General features: G+C 73.3%; 10 protein-coding genes and 1 pseudogene. 7 read left to right on the top strand and 4 right to left on the bottom strand.

From position 1 onward, the window contains the following. The first annotated feature begins 19 nt into the window (after positions 1-19). The 4 genes from P8A20_RS23485 to P8A20_RS23470 all read left to right on the top strand — a co-directional run bounded on the left by P8A20_RS23485 (position 20) and on the right by P8A20_RS23470 (position 5,502). Complete coding sequence (locus P8A20_RS23485; RefSeq protein WP_306104196.1) at positions 20-3,139, top strand: adenylate/guanylate cyclase domain-containing protein; 3,120 nt, start codon at positions 20-22, stop codon at positions 3,137-3,139. 3 nt (positions 3,140-3,142) lie between these two features. Continuing rightward, entirely contained in the window at positions 3,143-4,024 is an 882-nt protein-coding gene (locus P8A20_RS23480; RefSeq protein WP_147964375.1) for a S8 family peptidase, read from the top strand. A gap of 4 nt (positions 4,025-4,028) precedes the next feature. After that, the gene (locus P8A20_RS23475; RefSeq protein ID WP_147964377.1) at positions 4,029-4,604 is read left to right on the top strand and encodes a GAF domain-containing protein; all 576 of its coding nucleotides are present in this window, start codon (positions 4,029-4,031) and stop codon (positions 4,602-4,604) included. Between the two features lie 109 nt (positions 4,605-4,713). Then, a complete protein-coding gene (locus tag P8A20_RS23470) occupies positions 4,714-5,502 on the top strand; it encodes a sugar phosphate isomerase/epimerase family protein (protein WP_147964376.1) in 789 nt (262 codons plus the stop codon). Position 5,503: 1 nt separating this feature from the next. On the opposite strand, the gene P8A20_RS23465 is transcribed toward P8A20_RS23470, so the two are convergent. Continuing rightward, positions 5,504-6,406, bottom strand: a complete 903-nt coding sequence (locus tag P8A20_RS23465) for an EamA family transporter (protein WP_306104195.1) — start codon at positions 6,404-6,406, stop codon at positions 5,504-5,506. A 99-nt stretch (positions 6,407-6,505) separates the two neighbouring features. Between P8A20_RS23465 and P8A20_RS23460 the strand changes: the two are divergent. The 3 genes and pseudogenes from P8A20_RS23460 (at position 6,506) to P8A20_RS23450 (ending at position 10,148) form a co-directional block, all read left to right on the top strand. Beyond that, positions 6,506-7,415 (top strand): annotated as a pseudogene (locus tag P8A20_RS23460) (LysR family transcriptional regulator). A gap of 166 nt (positions 7,416-7,581) precedes the next feature. After that, positions 7,582-9,420 (top strand): glycoside hydrolase family 3 protein, encoded by a 1,839-nt coding sequence (locus P8A20_RS23455; RefSeq protein ID WP_147963511.1) that lies wholly within the window; start codon positions 7,582-7,584, stop codon positions 9,418-9,420. Between the two features lie 125 nt (positions 9,421-9,545). Then, positions 9,546-10,148, top strand: coding sequence for a hypothetical protein (locus tag P8A20_RS23450; protein ID WP_147963512.1), 603 nt, complete (start codon positions 9,546-9,548; stop codon positions 10,146-10,148). 43 nt (positions 10,149-10,191) lie between these two features. Here P8A20_RS23450 and P8A20_RS23445 read toward each other — a convergent pair whose 3' ends face one another. The 3 genes from P8A20_RS23445 to P8A20_RS23435 all read right to left on the bottom strand — a co-directional run bounded on the left by P8A20_RS23445 (position 10,192) and on the right by P8A20_RS23435 (position 16,116). Further along, positions 10,192-11,676, bottom strand: a complete 1,485-nt coding sequence (locus P8A20_RS23445; protein ID WP_306104194.1) for a S28 family serine protease — start codon at positions 11,674-11,676, stop codon at positions 10,192-10,194. 77 nt (positions 11,677-11,753) lie between these two features. Further along, complete coding sequence (locus P8A20_RS23440) at positions 11,754-12,197, bottom strand: hypothetical protein (RefSeq protein WP_371606788.1); 444 nt, start codon at positions 12,195-12,197, stop codon at positions 11,754-11,756. Positions 12,198-12,354: 157 nt separating this feature from the next. Then, positions 12,355-16,116, bottom strand: a complete 3,762-nt coding sequence (locus P8A20_RS23435) for an ABC transporter ATP-binding protein (RefSeq protein ID WP_306104193.1) — start codon at positions 16,114-16,116, stop codon at positions 12,355-12,357. Between the last annotated feature and the right edge of the window lie 31 nt (positions 16,117-16,147).

Here is a 16,147-nt window from a genome sequence, read left to right as displayed (position 1 = left end):
CCGGAGAGAAGGGAACGTCATGAACTGCACCACGTGCCGCCAGGACCTGCCTCAGGACGCCAGGTTCTGCTCGTCCTGCGGGACGCCGTGCGCCGTCGCGGCCGCGCCCGGGGAGGACGAACGCAAGCCGGTGACGGTGCTGTTCTGCGATCTCGTCGGCTCCACCGCACTGTCGGGAGTGCTGGACCCCGAGACCCTGCGCACCGTGACGCTGCGGTACTTCGAGGCGATGAGCGCGCAGATCGTGGCCCGGGGCGGTACTCCGGAGAAGTTCATAGGAGACGCCGTGATGGCGGTGTTCGGTGTGCCGGTGGTGCGGGAGGACGACGCCCGTCGGGCGCTGGCCGCCGCTCTGGGCATGCGGGACGCGCTGGCCGAGCTCAACGAGGAGCTGCACGCCACCCTCGGCATCACGCTCGCCACCCGGGTCGGTGTCAACACCGGTCAGGTGGTGGCCGGCGGCGACGCGTCGGCCCGTCAGGCGCTGGTGTCCGGGGAGACCGTGAACATCGCCGCGCGCCTGGAGCAGCACGCCGGGGCGGGTGAGATCCTCCTCGGCCCGGACACCCTGCTGGCGGCGGGGCCCACGGTCTCGGCCGAGCCCACCGGTCCGCTCCGGCTGAAGGGCAAGCAGGACAGTGTGGAGGCCTACCGGCTGCTGGCCCTGGGGGCGGACGATCCGGAGCTGCTGCGCCGCTTCGACGTGCCTTTCGTCGGGCGCCGCGCCGAGCGGGGCGCCCTGGACGCGGCCCTGTCGGACACCGTGCGCGCGGGGCGGGCCGGTCTGCTGCGCGTCGTCGGCGAGCCCGGCATCGGCAAGACCCGGCTCGTACGGGAGTGGCTGGCCGGGCGGTCCGCCTCGGGGGCCCTCTCCTACGGCGCCGGCCGGTGCCGCGGACACGGGGACCGGGGCACGCTCACCCCCCTAGCCGACGCCCTGCGTGAGCTGCCCGACCTGGCCGCCCGCCAGGAGGCTCAGGTGGCCGACGACGCGACGGCCCTGCTGTCGGCGGGGCTGCTGCGCGACGGCACGCCGAACGCGCCGTTCGAGGACATGTGCGCCGCGCTGGCGACGACGCTGGGCCGTGCGGCCCGGGAGAGGCCCTTCGTGCTGGTGCTCGACGACACGCACGAGGCGGCGCCCCTGTTGACGCGCACCCTGGAACGCCTGGTGGACGGCTCGGGGCCCGCCGGTGTTCTGATCGTCTGTGTGGGCCGGCCGGACGGGACGGCCGACTCCGGGGACTGCCTCCAGCTCACGGGACTGCCCCCCGAGGAGAGTGCGCGGCTCGCCGGCCTGCTGGCGCGGCTCGACGGTGGCGCGGGGCCGGTGGACGAGCGTCTCCTGTCCCGCGCCGAGGGCAATCCGCTCTATCTGGAACAGCTCCTGGTCGGCGGCCGGATGGACGGCGCCGGGTCGGGGCTGCCTCCCACGCTCCAGGCCCTGCTGGGCGCCAGGATCGGGGCGCTGGCCCGGACCGAACGGACCATGGTCGGCCTGGCCGCCGTGATCGGCCGCGAGTTCACCTCGGTGGAGCTCCTGCTGCTGGAGACGTCCGCGCGGCTGGCGGAGCTGCGGGGGCCCGCGGCTGTGAACGTCTCCCCCGCCGACCGGGCGCACCGGCTGGGGCTCATCGAGGAGGTGCTGGTCGCGCTGGCCGGGCGGCGGCTCGTGGAGCCGGGGGCGGGCCCGGAGCCGACGGCGTACCGGTTCAGCAGCGGGCTGGTGCACGAGGTGACGTACGCGTCGTTGTCCAAGCGCGCCAAGGCGGACCGTCATGCCTGGGCGGCCGAGCTGCCCGCGGTGCTGCGGGCGGGTGACGGCGCCGTCGGCGGCCATCTCGAACGGGCCTGCCGCTACCGGGCCGAGCTGGGGCTGCTCGACGACCGGACGGGGCGGCTGCGCGGCCGTGCCGCCGCCGCGCTGGGCCGCGCCGGGGCCCAGGCGGCGTCCCGGTCCGACCTCGCCTGGGCCGACGACCTGCTGGAGCGGGCGGTCGAGCTGGACCCGGACGACGCGGGCTCGGTCCGCAGGCTCGGCGAGGTCCGGGTGGCACTGGGCAGGACCGCGAGCGGGGCGCGGCTGCTGCGCCGCGTGGCCGGACTGGACTCGGAGTCCGTGGAGTCCGCGCATGCCAGGCTCGCGCTCGCGGTGCTGGACCCCTCGGGTCCGGGTCCCGGGCTCACGGCGACGGCGCGGGCGGTGCTGCCGGTCTTCGAGGCGGCGGGCGACGCGGTCGGCCGGGCCAGGTCCCATCTGAGGCTCGCCCAGCACCTCCAGCAGGCCGGCCTGCACGAGGAGGCGGAGCGTGACCAGGCGTGCGCCCTGGAACAGGCGGTGCTGGCCGGAGCCGAACCGGAACGGGCCGGAGCGCTCGGGGCCATCGGCATCTCCCTGTGGCGCGGTCCGGTGCCCGCCCCCGAGGCGGTGGCCCGCTGCCTGGGCCTGCTGGCCGCGCACGGGGAGGGCCGCCCGACGGTCAGACTCACCCTGAACTGCCCCCTGGCCGTGCTGTACGCGCTCCAGGACCGGCCCCGCGAGGCGTACGCCTGCCTCTCCGAGGCCCAGGAGCTGGCGGGGAGACTGCGGTTCGCCGAGGCCGAGGTGTTCCTGCCCGTGTTCCGGGCCGCCGTCGAGGCACTGCTCGGACGCGGCGGCACGGCGCTGGAGCTGCTGGCCGGGGCCGACGAGGTGGCCCGGCGCGCCGACGCGGCGGGGCTGCGGACCGCCGTGGCGCTGGACGCGGCCCGGATCGAGCTGGACGAGGGCCGGACCGGGCGGGCGGTGGCCTGGATCTCGGGCATCGGTGAGGCGTCGGAGCTGAGCCCCGCGGACGCCGTCGACCTGAACGGGCTCCGGGGCCGGCTGGCCGCTGCGGACGGGCGTCCGGCGGAGGCGGCGGGGCACGCGGACCGGGCCGTGCGGGCGTCGCTGCTCACGGACTCCCCGCTGGTCCGGGCGACGGCCGAACTGGACCGGGCCCGCACGCTGTTCGCACTGGGGCGGCAGGCCCCCGCGCTGGTCTCGGCACGTGCGGCGCGGGAGCACTTCACGAGCAAGGGGCATCTGCCGGGGGCCCGCCGGGCCGCCGGCTGTGTGCCGGACGAGGCCATGGTCACCACGACGGAGAGGAGCTGACCGATGGGAACCGTCGGAACAGGCACGGTCCCGGGGCAGGGACTCACCTGGAGCCTGCGCGGACGCGGCCCCGACGACGTACCGGTCCCCGCGGACGAGGGGCCGCCGGGCGGTCTGCCCGCGCGGCAGGCGACCGGGCGCGGGGTGCGGGTGTGCGTGGTGGACTCCGGTGTGGAGCTCGACCACCCGCTGGTCGGCCCGGTGGAGAGTTCCTGGGTGGTGGTCAAGGACCCGGGGAGCGGAGCGGTCACGGTCGAACCGACCGACACCGGCGACACCTGCGGACACGGCACGGCGTGCGCGGGGATCATCCGCCGCACCGCGCCGGACTGCGAGATCCACAGCGTACGGGTGCTGGGCGAGCGGTTCTCCGGCACCGGCGAGGTGCTGATGGCCGGGCTCCGCTGGGCGGTGGAGCAGCGCTTCGACGTGGTGAACCTGAGCCTGTCGACCACCCGCGCCCGGTTCGCCCCCGAGCTGCACGGCCTCGCCGACCGGGCGTACTTCGGCCGCACGGTGATCGTCGCCTCGGCGCACAACACCCCTGTGGAGAGCTTCCCCTGGCGGTTCGCCTCGGTGATCTCCGTGGGCAGCCACCAGGAGGACGACGAGCTGCACCTCTACAACCCGGAGCCCCCGGTGGAGTTCTTCGGGCCGGGTCAGAACGTGTCCGTGCCGTGGCTGGGGGGCCGGACGATCCGCACCACGGGGAACAGCTTCGCCACCCCGTACGTCGCGGGGCTCTGCGCCCGCGTCCTCTCCGGGCATCCCAGGATGACGGCCTTCCAGCTCAAGAACGCCCTCTACCTCTCCGCGGCCAACGTGCACGCGGACCCGCGTCCTTCCACAGCGGCAGGAGACACCCGTGACGACTCCGAGAACTGACGCCATGCCCACCTCCCCGTCCTTCCACGCCCCGGGTGACGCCGCCCGGCACGAGTTGCTCCAGTCGGTCGTCGACGTGGCGCGGGCGATCTTCGGGGCGGCGGCCAGCTCCGTCTGCCTGCTGGACGAGGAGGCGGACGAGCTGGTCTTCCAGGCGGTCTCCGGCGAGGGCGAGGCCTTCCTGGTGGGGCGCAGGTTCCCCGCGGGGCGCGGTATCGCCGGCTGGGTGGCGACCTCGGGTGAGCCGATGGTGGTGGACGACCTGAGCCGGAACACGTCGTTCGACCGCTCGTTGGCGGAGTCCACCGAGTACGTCCCGGACGCCCTGATGGCCGCCCCGCTGATCAGCGAGTCACGCGTCCTAGGGGTGCTGGAGGTGCTGGATCCCTCCCCCCAGGCGCGGTCGGGCGTCCGTGAGCTGGACCTGCTGGCGATGTTCGCCCGGCAGGCGGCGGCGGCGCTGCGGGTGCTCGCCCCGCACGCGGCCGCCACCGGCGGGCGGGGGCTCGAGGGCGAACGGCGCGAGGACGCGCTGGAGTTGCTCGGCAGCCTGGAGCGACTGCTGCGGGGTACGGGCTGAGGGGCCGTACGCTGGGCGTCGCGCGGGAGTGACGGCCGGTTCCGGAGGGCAGGAGCCGGGTGAGTGCCGGGCCGTTCCCGCGCCGGCTCCCAGTGGAAGGACACAGATCGTGAAGCTCGCTTTCTCGACCCTCGGAGTACCGGGCATGCCCGTCGCGGACGTGGTGCGGCTCGCCGCCGGGCAGGGCTACCAGGGGGTCGAGCTGCGCGCCCACCCGGAGGAGCCGGTGCACCCCGGCCTGGGGTCGTTCGAACGGGCCGCTGTGGTGGAGGAGTTCAAGCGGGGCGGGGTCGAGATCCTCACCGTCGCCGGTTACGTGAAGGTCGCCGCCGCGGGCGAGGACGGGCCGGTGCTCGCGGAGCTCGCCGGGCTGGTGGAGCTGGCCCGTGACCTGGGCGCCCGGTACGTCCGGGTGTTCCCCGGGGGCGGGGACCAGGATCCCGCCGAGTCCGACGCGATCGCCGCCCGCCGGCTCGGGGCCGCCGCCCCGCACGCCGCCGACCTGGGAGTCCGGATCCTGCTGGAGACGCATGACTCGCACCGGGGCGGGGCCGACGTCGCGCGGGTGGTGGGCACCGTCGGGCACGGGCAGATCGGCGCGCTCTGGGACGTCATGCACACCTGGCTGGCCGGTGAGGAGCCCGTGGCCAGCCACGCGGTGCTGGCCCCGCACCTGGGATACGTACAGGTGAAGGACATCGCCTCCGCCGAGGACACCACCCCGCTGGCCCTCGGTGCCGGGGTGCTGCCGCTGCGGGAGTGCCTGGACACGCTGGACCAGGACAGCTGGGTCTGCTGGGAGTACGAGAAGCGGTGGTACCCCGAGGCCGCCGGGCTGCCGGAGCTGCTGGCGGCGGGACGCGAACACGTCCTGCGGCTGGGCGCGCCGAAGCAGTAGGTCAGACGGCCGGCTCCCGGACCTCCGGCAGCGGGGGCGCGACGGCGGGGCGGGGACGGGGCAGTGAGGTCAGGGCCACCCCGCCGACCAGCAGCGCGGCGGCGCACCACCGCAGCGGGCTGACCGCCTCGTCGAGGATGAGCGCGGCCGAGGACATCCCGAAGACGGGCACGAGCAGGGTGAACGGGGCCACGGACGAGGCCGGGTGGTGGCGGAGCAGGAATCCCCAGGCCGCGAAGCCGAGGACGGTGGAGATCCAGGCGACGTAGAGGACGGTTCCGGCGCCGGTCAGGTCGAGCGCGGCCAGGGCCTCGGTGTCACGGTCCCAGCCCTCGAAGATCAGCGAGAGGCCGAGCAGCGGCAGCACCGGGACGGTCGAGACCCACACCATGAAGTTGAGGGAGTCCCGCGGGGCGGCCTTGCGGGTGATCACGTTGGACACGCCCCAGCAGGCCGCCGCCAGGATCACCAGGACGAAGGCGAGCACGGTTCCGCCCGTCCCCTCGTCGACGGCGGCCACCCCGATGCCCGCGAGCGCGATCCCCATGCCCAGGACGCGTCGCCCGCCGGGCCGTTCGGACAGGAACAGGGCCGCGAACAGCGCGGTGAAGACGGCCTGGACCTGGAGGACGAGCGAGGAGAGCCCGGCGGGCATCCCCTGGTCCATCCCGATGAAGAGCAGCCCGAACTTGGCCACTCCCAGCGCGAGGCCGACGCCGATGATCCACTTCCAGGCCACCGTCGGCCGGCCGACGAGGAACACGGCGGGCAGCGCGGCGACGAGGAAGCGCAGGGCGGAGAAGAGCAGGGGCGGGAAGTGGGCGAGGCCCAGCTCGATGACGACGAAGTTCACACCCCAGACGGCGGCGACCAGCGCGGCCAGGGCGATGTGGAGGGGACGCATGCACCGAGCATCCGGCGCGGGGACCATGTAGCACCAGCGCGGATTTCTTCATGGTTGGATTGAGCACTGCTTACGCTTCCCGCTCGCCCGGAGGTCCCGGTGCTCGACCTGTCCCGGCTGCGCGCCCTGCACGCCGTCTCCGTCCACGGCTCCGTCGCGGGCGCCGCCGCCGCACTCGGCTACACCCCCTCCGCCGTCTCCCAGCAGATCACCAAGCTGGAGCGGGAGACCCGTACGACCCTGCTGGAACGGCGTGGGCGTGGCGTGGCGCTCACCGAGGAGGCGCTCCATCTGGCCTCCACCGCGCAGCAGTTGCTGGCCATCGTGGAACAGGCGGAGACGACGCTGGAGCAGCGCAGGGGGCTTCCGACGGGGCGTCTGTCCATCGCCGCGTTCGCCTCCGCCGCGCGCGGGCTGCTGCCGGGGGTGCTGGCGGAGCTGGGACGGGAGCACCCGGCGCTGGACGCGCGGCTCACCGAGGTGGATCCGCATCTGTCCGTCGACCTGGTGGCCAAGGGCGTGATCGATCTCGCGGTCGCCCACGACTGGGACATCAGCCCGCCGCCCGCTCCGGAGGGCGTCGCCCAGGCGGTGCTCGGTGACGACCGGTGCGATCTGCTGGTGCCGGAGGGGCACCCGCTGGCCGGCCGGGAGGCGGTGCGGCGGGAGGAACTGGCCAAGGAGCGTTGGGTGTGCCAGCCGGCCTGGCACGGTGTGCCACGACTGGCTCGTACGGACACTGCGGGCGGCGGGGTACGAGCCGGACATCCGGCACCGGGCGGAGGAGAACCACACACAGCTGGCCCTGGTCGCCGCCGGGCTGGGCGTGGCGATGATCCCGAGGCTGGGACGGGGTCCGCTGCCGGAGGGCGTGGTCGCGGTGCGGCTGGACCCCGTGCCGGTCAGGCGGCTGTACGCGCTGTGGCGGACGGAGGCGGCGCGGCGGCCCGCGATCATCGCGGCGGTGTCGGTCCTGCGCGACCGTGGCGCGGGAGCGGGCCTGACCTGAGCGGAGGGCGGCGGACGGCGGGGCCCGGCCGCGCGCGCCGCGCTCCCGGGGCGCCACTCACCCGTCCGGGTGCCACACCGTTCTCGGGCCACCCTCTTGACTGGTAGTTACTTTCCATATATCCGTACCTTCTTGGAAGTTTCTTTCAGTACCGGAAGGGGCTCACGTGCACCACCGCACCTCCAGACGCACTCTCCTCACCGCCACGGCGGCGGCCGCCGCGGCTGCGGCGACCGGCGTCGCCGCTCTTCCCGGCACCGCGCAGGCAGCCGCCTCCGCCACCTCCACGGACAGCCGTCTCAAGCGGCTCATCGCCCGGATGAGCCTGGAGGAGAAGGTCGGCCAGCTCTTCGTGATGCGGGTGTACGGGCACTCCGCGACCGAGCCCGACCAGGCGGACATCGACGCCAACCTCGCCGAGATCGGGGTCCGGGACGCCGCCGAGCTGATCTCGACGTACCACGTCGGCGGCATCATCTACTTCGCCTGGGCGCACAACACCCGCGACCCGCACCAGATCGCCGACCTCTCCAACGGCATCCAGCGGGCCGGGCTGGCCGGACGCACCCCGCTGCCGCTCCTCGTCTCCACCGACCAGGAGCACGGCATCGTGTGCCGGGTCGGCGAACCGGCGACGCTGCTGCCCGGAGCGATGGCCCTGGGCGCGGGCGGGTCACGCTCCGACGCCCGCACGGCGGGCCGGATCGCCGGGGCCGAGCTGGCGGCGCTGGGCATCAACCAGAACTACGCGCCGGACGCCGACGTCAACGTCAACCCGGCCAACCCCGTCATCGGTGTGCGCTCCTTCGGCTCCGACCCGGAGGCGGTCGCCGGGATGGTCACCGCACAGGTGAAGGGGTATCAGAGCTCCGGGATCGCCTCCACCGCGAAGCACTTCCCGGGACACGGTGACACCAGCACCGACAGCCACACCGGTCTGCCCGTCATCCTTCACACCCGGGAGGAGTGGGCCGAGCTGGACGCCCCGCCGTTCCGCGCGGCCGTGGCGGCGGGCATCGACTCGATCATGACGGCGCACATCGTGGTGCCCGCCCTTGACCCGTCGGAGGACCCGGCCACCCTGTCCCGCCCGATCCTCACCGGCATCCTGCGCGAGGAGCTCGGTTACGACGGCGTGGTGGTCACCGACGCCCTGGGCATGGAGGGCGTCCGCACGAAGTACGGCGACGAGCGCGTACCCGTCCTCGCGCTGCTGGCGGGCGTCGACCAGCTGCTCAACCCGCCGGACCTGAAGGTCGCCTGGAACGCCGTGCTGAGCGCGGTGAGGAGCGGCGAGATCAGCGAGGCCCGCATCGAGGAATCGATTCTGCGCATCCTGCGGCTGAAGACGAGGCTCGGGCTGTTCCGCGACCCCTACGTCACCCACCGGGGTGTCGACCGCACCGTGGGCGTACGGTCGCACCTCGCCACCGCCGACCGGATCGCCGAGCGGACGACCACGCTGCTGTCCAACACCGGCTCGCTGCTGCCGCTGTCCCGCCGGTCCCACCGGAACCTCCTGGTGGTGGGGGCGGATCCGGCCTCGCCCTCCGGCACGACCGGCCCGCCGACCACCACGCTCGCCGGGGCCTTCGAGGAGCTGGGGTTCGCGGCGACGGCGCTGTCCACCGGCACGGCACCCACCCAGGCGAAGATCGCCGAGGCTGTGGCCGCCGCCGCGGGCAAGGACGCGGTGGTCGTGGGCACGTACAACGTGTCGGCGACCAGCTCGCAGCGCACCCTGGTCAGCGCCCTGGCGGCCACCGGCGTCCCGGTGATCACGGTCGCGATCCGCAATCCGTACGACATCGCCCAGCTGGCCGGGACGGGCTTCGCCGCGAGCCTCGCCGCGTACTCCTGGACGGACGTCGAGCTGCGGGCCGCCGCCCGGGTGATCGCGGGGCGGGCCCGCCCCGAGGGCAGGCTGCCGGTGCCGGTGCAGCGGGCGGACGCCCCCGCACAGGCGCTCTACCCGGTCGGCTACGGGCTGTCGTACCGGGTGTAGGCCCGCCGCCACGCCGTGACAACCACCCGATGAGCTGAAAACACCCCGTGCACCTGGCGTGCGCCCGCTCCGGCGGGTCACGCTGGGTGCACGTCCCTGTGGGCGTACAGGGGGGGTCGTCGTCCATGGAAGAGCGCCGTGCCGTGCGGGTGTCGCGCGTCCTGCTGCCCGTCGTCGCGGCGCTCGTCCTGAGTGCCTGCCGGCAGCCGGTGACCGGCACGCCGGGCACGCCCGCCGGGAGTCCGCGCGTGGGCACGGCGGCCACGGGCCACGGGCCGGAGTTCCTGGGCCCGGCCGAGTGCGGTTCGCGCGGAGAGGCGGTCCGCGAGGTGTCGTGCGGCAGCGAGAAGGCGGCGGCGCGGGTACTGGCCCGGCACAGCGGCACCCCGTCGGACGGTCCCGCGTGTCCGCCCACGACCGACTTCGTCCTGAACATCTCCCGCGGCGGCCCTTCCGCTCCCCGGGGTTACGCGTGCATGCGCAACCTGGAGTCCCCGCACCCGGGTGATCCGGGACAGGGCGGCGGTCCGCGCACGGTCGTCGGGGACTGCGTCCACGGCTTCCGCGACGGCGAGGTCAGGGAGACCGCGTGCGACGGATCGGGCGAGCGCCCGCCGGAGTTCGAGATCGGGTCGGCGGTGGCACGGCGTGCCCTCTGCCCGGACACCACGGATCTGTATGTGCGGCTGGGCGGGGACAGGCCCGTGGGCTGCGCCCACCGGGTGTGATCGGCACCCGGCGGACACAGCCCACGTCGGAGCTGGGTGCCTGTTACGGCCTCAGCGTCCCCCGGTTCCGCTGGAGTTCGTCGTCCCGCTTGTCGAGGCGGGCGTCGAACTTCGCGAGGGGCTTCGCCTTCGCCGGGTCGGCCTCGACGGCCGCGGGCGCGACCCCGGCCCAGCGCAGGATGGCGGCGGTCGCCTTCGCCTTCTCGTCGGCGACGAGGCCGGCGACCTTGGAGCCGTGGTTCCCGCCGGGCACGGTGTAGACGTAGCTGTCCCTGGCGCCCTTGCCGAGGCGGAAGGGCTCGGCACCCCACGGGTCGTTCTCGCCGTAGACGTACATCATGTGCCGGGCGTTGTTCCTGACCCAGCTGTCCACGTCACGCATGGCCGAGTGCTGGAACTTCATCGGGATGGAGCGCGGCACGAAGTTGCGCGGCGGCTGGTAGCCGTAGCGGCTGAGGTTGCCGAGCCAGGGCTGCCGGATGTCGGGCGAGCCGAGCTGGGTGCCGGCCTGGTAGTAGTACGGCGTGTACGTCGCCAAACCCTGGTCCGCGTAGGCGGAGAAGCCCGAGATGCCGTCGACGGAGTCCCAGATCTCCTGGTCGGTGGCGTTCTTCGCGTCGGCCGGGACGGACTCGCAGTCGGCGAGGAGGCTGTACTGCCAGAACGCCCAGACGTAGTCCATGACGACGGCCTCGTACGCCTTGTCGAGCGTGCCGACCGTGTCGAAGGTGAGGCTGTTCTCGGCGGCGTAGGCCGCGAACTTCTTCTCCAGCGGCTCCCGGCGGACGAGGGCCTCGCGCTGGACGCCGCTCAGCCGGTCCCGGCACTCCTTGGTGCCGACGCGGGCGAAGAACCGGTCGTACGCCGAGTCCTCGTCGTTCACCACGTCGTTGGGGGCGACATAGGCGACGACGCCGTCCATGTCCTTCGGGTAGAAGCGCTCGAAGTAGGTGGCGGTCATGCCGCCCTTGGAGCCGCCGGTGGTGAGCCAGTTCTGTGAGTAGATCTTCTTCAGCGCCTTGAAGACCCGGTGCTGGTCGCTGGCGGCCTGCCAGATGTCCAGCTTCGACCAGTCGGCGGGAGCCGGGCGGGACGGGGTGAAGAACCGGTACTCCAGGGACACCTGGTTGCCGTCGATGATCTGCGTCGGCTCGCTGCGGCTCGGGTTGGTCGAGACGTTGTAGCCGCTGGTGAAGAAGACCGTGGGCCGGTTCGTGTCCTTGTGCAGCAGGGTGACGCGCTGCTGGAACGTGCCCTTGGACGGGTGCTTGTGGTCGACCGGCTGGGTGTAGTTAAGGACGAAGAAGCGGTACCCGGGGTACGGCTTCTCCTCGATCAGACTCATCCCCGGGATGGCCAGGATGCGGTCCTTGATGTCCTCGCTGCTGCTCTCGCTGCTGCTGCTGTGGCCGCTGCTCTGCTTCGCGGCCGGTTCCGCGGCGGTGGCCGCCCCGGCCGAGGCCCCGGTCGCACTCACTGTGCCTATGAGCACCGCGAGCGACAGAACACCTCTGAGCGCCTTGCGCATGCACCCTCCCCTTGATTCACGACAGTCGCCGTGAACCTAGCGGGGGTCGCACCCGCCACGCCAGACCCACTCGCACCTCAGCACAGGATCCACCCGGTGGAGCCGGAGGAGCCTCCGACGGAACCCGAGGCGCGGACACAGCGGTTCAGCGCGTGCACCGTGACCGGTCCGGCCAGCTGGGTGAACTTCCCGCTGTCGACGACCGCACGGCCGCCGCGCGGCTGGAGCGACACCCGCATCGCGCGGCGCGCGCCCGGCTTCTCGGCGACGCTCACGGCGCACGCGTAGGCACGGCTCTTGTAGACGCGCAGCGAACCGGTGGAGAACGTCACCGTCTTGACGAGCCGCCCGGAACAGGCGGACGCGGCATGCGCCGGGGCCGATCCGGTGGGGCCGAGCACCAGGCCGAGTGCCCCGAGGAGCGGGAGGACGAGCAGCGCCGCCATCGCACGCCGGCCCTCCGGTCGCCCCGGCCGTCCCGATGACCTCAGCGGTCCCGTCACGCCGTCCACCCCATCCACCCCGCCCGCTTCATCGAACACTTTGACCTTCACCGGACACACGTACGCACGGGTGTACGACGCGGGAAGGGGGCCATCGGGTTCCGGAGCGGCGGAAACGGGTGCCCGGTGCCGTCCGGCGGTCGCCCGCTGCCGTCCGGCGGGTGCCCGGCGGGCGTCACACGCCTGCCGGGGTGTCCTCGCCCAGGTCCTCCCCTATGAAGGTGCGCCACAGTCGCGCGTACGCGCCTTCCCTGGCCAGCAGCTCGTCATGCGTACCGTCCTCGGCGACCCTGCCCCGGTCCATCACCACGACCCGGTCGGCCCGGGCCGCCGTGGTCAGCCGGTGGGCGACCACCAAAGTGGTGCGCCGGCCCGCCAACCGGTCGGTGGCCTGGTTGACCTGGGCCTCACTGGCGAGGTCGAGGGAGGCGGTCGCCTCGTCGAGCAGCAGGACGTCGGGGTCGACCAGCTCGGCACGCGCCAGCGCGATCAGCTGGCGCTGGCCGGCCGAGAGGTTGCGGCCGCGTTCGGCGACCCCGTGGAGGTAGCCGCCCTCCAGGGTGGCGATCATGTCGTGCGCGCCGACCGCCCGGGCCGCCGCCTCCACCTGCGCGTCGGTGGCCTCCGGCAGCCCGTACGCGATGGCGTCGCGGACCGTCCCCTCGAAGAGGTAGGACTCCTGCGGCACGACTCCGAGCCGGTGCCGGTACGCCGTCCTGTCGAGCCTGCGCAGATCCGTGCCGTCCGCCGTCACCCGCCCGCTCGTCGGGTCGTAGAAACGGGCGACGAGCTTGACCAGGGTGGACTTGCCCGCGCCGGTCTCGCCGACGAAGGCGACCGTCTGGCCGGCCGGGATCCGCAGATCGATGCCGGTCAGGGCCTCCTCCTCGCCCGTGTAGGCGAAGGACACGTCCTCGAACGCGATCTCCCCGCGCAGCGACGTCACGTCCTGGGGCTCGTCGTGGTCGGCCGTGGAGGTCGGCTCCCGCAGGAGTTCCTGGATGCGGCCGAGGGAGACGCTGGCCTGCTGGTAGCCGTCGAAGACCTGGGACAGCTGCTGCACGGGGGCGAAGAACAGGTCGATGTAGAGCAGGTAGGCGACCAGCGCACCGGTGGTCAGCGTTCCGTTGTCGACCCGGCCGGCTCCCACGATCAGCACGGCGGCGGCCGCGACCGAGGCCAGGAGCTGCACGAACGGGAAGTAGACGGAGATCAGCCACTGCCCCCGCACCCGGGCCTGGCGGTAGTGGTCGCTGCGCGCCGCGAACCGCTCGGCGCCGTCGGTCTCGCGCCGGAAGGCCTGGACGATCCGCAGCCCGGCGACGGACTCCTGGAGGTCGGCGTTGACGACGCTGATGCGTTCACGGGCGAGCTCGTACGCCTTGACGCTCTTGCGGCGGAAGAAGAAGGTACCGACGATCAGCACCGGCAGCGTCGCGAACACGACCAGGGCCAGCTGGATGTCGAGGACGAGCAGCACGACGGTGATGCCGAAGAAGGTGACGACGGAGACGAAGGCGGTGACCAGGCCGGTCTGCAGGAAGGTGGACAGGGCGTCCACGTCCGTCGTCATCCGGGTCATGATCCGGCCGGTCAGCTCGCGCTCGTAGTAGTCGAGGCCGAGCCGCTGGAGCTGCGCGAAGATCTTGAGGCGCAGGGAGTACAGCACGCGTTCGCCGGTGCGGCCCGTCATCCGGGTCTCACCGATCTGCGCCAGCCACTGCACGAGGACGGCGAGCAGTCCGAGTCCGGCCGCCGCCCAGACCGCGCCGAGCGCCATCTTCGTGACGCCGTCGTCGATGCCGTGCCGGATCAGCACGGGCAGGAGCAGACCCATGCCCGCGTCGACGGCGACCAGGCCCAGGCTCACCAGCAGCGCGGCCCCGAAGCCGTGCAGCAGCCTGCGCAGGCCGTACGACTTCTCCGGGCGTACCGCGCTCGCCTCGTCGATGGCGGGGACATCGGTGGCCGGGGGCAGCGCGTCGACCTGGGCCAGGAGCTCGGGGGTGGCGGGCATCCCGGCGGCCGCCGTGTCGCGCTGCTCCTCCTTGCGGATCCACAGCCCGGGGGTGACCCCGCGCTCCGCGTCGAACTCCGCGTCGAGCTCCTCCAGGAGCGCGCGGTCGTCCTCCGGCTCCGCCACGACCGCCTTGGGCCGGTGGCCGGGAGAGGTGCCGCCCATCTCGTCCGGGTCGGTGAGCAGCCGGCGGTAGAGCGCCGACCGGCGCTCCAGCTCCGCGTGCGTACCGATGTCGGCGAGCCGGCCCTGGTCGAGGACGGCGATGCGGTCGGCGAGGCCGAGCGTGGACCTGCGGTGGGCTATCAGCAGGGTCGTGCGGCCCTCCATGACCTGGGCCAGTACCTCGTGGATCTCGTGTTCGACCCGGGCGTCGACGGCGGAGGTGGCGTCGTCGAGGAGCAGCAGGCGGGGGTCGGTGAGGATGGCGCGGGCGAGGGCGACGCGCTGGCGCTGGCCGCCGGAGAGGGTGAGCCCGTGCTCGCCGACCTTGGTGTCGTAGCCCTCGGGCAGCTCGGAGATGAAGCCGTGCGCCTGCGCGGCCCGTGCGGCCCGCTCGATCTGCTCCTGGGTGGCGCCGGGGTGTCCGTACGCGATGTTTTCGCCCACGGACTCGGAGAAGAGGAAGCTGTCCTCCGGCACGAGCCCGATGGCGGCCCGCAGCGAGTCCTGGGTGAGCTCACGGACGTCGTGGCCGCCGACGAGGACGGCGCCGTGCGACACGTCGTAGAAGCGGGGCAGCAGGAGCGAGACGGTGGACTTGCCGCTCCCGGAGGCGCCGACGACGGCGACGGTCTCGCCCGGCTCGATGGTGAGGGAGAACCCGTCCAGGACCGGGCGGTCGTCTTCGTAACCGAAGCGGACGTCGTCGAACTCGACGCTGGCGGGGGCATCGGCCGGGAGCGTCCTGGTGCCGTCCGTCATGGAAGGCTCGGTGTCGATCAGCTCCAGGACGCGCTCCACACCGGCCCTGGCCTGCTGGCCGACGGTGAGGACCATGGCGAGCATCCGGACCGGGCCGACGAGCTGGGCGAGGTAGGTGGAGAAGGCGACGAACGTGCCGAGCGTGATCTCGCCCCGGGTGGCGAGCCAGCCGCCGAGGGCCAGCATCGCGACCTGGCCGAGCGCGGGGACGGCCTGGAGCGCCGGGGTGTAGCGGGAGTTCAGCCGGATCGTGCGCAGTCGGCCCGCGAAGAGCTTGCGGCTGACCTCGCGGAGCTTGCCGGTCTCCTGCTCCTCCTGGCCGAACCCCTTGACGACCCGGACGCCGGAGACGGCCCCGTCGACCACTCCGGCGACGGCGGCGGCCTGGCTCTGGGCGTACCAGGTGGCGGGGAAGAGGCGGGTCTTGGAGCGGCGGGCGATGAACCACAGGGCGGGGGCGACGGCGAGGGCGATCAGGGTCAGGGGCAGCGAGAGCCACGCCATGATCACCAGGGAGATGAGGAAGAGCAGGATGTTCCCGATGGTCATCGGGAGCATGAAGAGCAGCCCCTGGATCAGCTGGAGGTCACTGGTGGCGCGTCCGACGACCTGCCCGGTGGAGAGCTCGTCCTGCCGCTTCCCGTCGAGCCTGGTCAGGGTGCCGTACATCTCGGTCCGCAGGTCGTGCTGGACGTCGAGGGCGAGCCGGCCGCCGTAGTAGCGGCGGATGAAGGTCGCGACGTAGACGAGGACGGCTGCACCGATGAGGAGGCCGGTCCAGACGCCGAGGGAACGGGTGTGGCTGCCGACGACGTCGTCGATGATCACCTTGGTGATGAGCGGGACGAGGGCCATCACGCCCATGCCGGCGAGCGAGGACCCGAGGGCCAGGACGACGTTGCGCCGGTAGCGCCAGGCGTACCCGGTCAGCCTCCGGCCCCAGCCGGGCTCCCGGGTGTCCCGCTCCTCCGCGCCCTGTTTCTCCGCGCCCGCCACCCGTGCCTCCTGATTTCGCCCCGTTGCCCCG

Source organism: Streptomyces sp. Alt3 (assembly GCF_030719215.1).
GTDB classification, from domain to species: Bacteria; Actinomycetota; Actinomycetes; order Streptomycetales; family Streptomycetaceae; genus Streptomyces; species Streptomyces glycanivorans.
This window is presented reverse-complemented; position numbering and strand designations above follow the sequence as displayed.

What these genes read in the sequence shown, in the direction of transcription:
- P8A20_RS23445 (WP_306104194.1), bottom strand. Translation starts at nt 11,676, where the DNA reads ATGCGCAAGGCGCTCAGAGGTGTTCTGTCGCTCGCGGTGCTCATAGGC.
- P8A20_RS23480 (WP_147964375.1), top strand. Translation starts at nt 3,143, where the DNA reads ATGGGAACCGTCGGAACAGGCACGGTCCCGGGGCAGGGACTCACCTGG.
- P8A20_RS23465 (WP_306104195.1), bottom strand. Translation starts at nt 6,406, where the DNA reads ATGCGTCCCCTCCACATCGCCCTGGCCGCGCTGGTCGCCGCCGTCTGG.
- P8A20_RS23475 (WP_147964377.1), top strand. Translation starts at nt 4,029, where the DNA reads ATGCCCACCTCCCCGTCCTTCCACGCCCCGGGTGACGCCGCCCGGCAC.
- P8A20_RS23450 (WP_147963512.1), top strand. Translation starts at nt 9,546, where the DNA reads ATGGAAGAGCGCCGTGCCGTGCGGGTGTCGCGCGTCCTGCTGCCCGTC.
- P8A20_RS23485 (WP_306104196.1), top strand. Translation starts at nt 20, where the DNA reads ATGAACTGCACCACGTGCCGCCAGGACCTGCCTCAGGACGCCAGGTTC.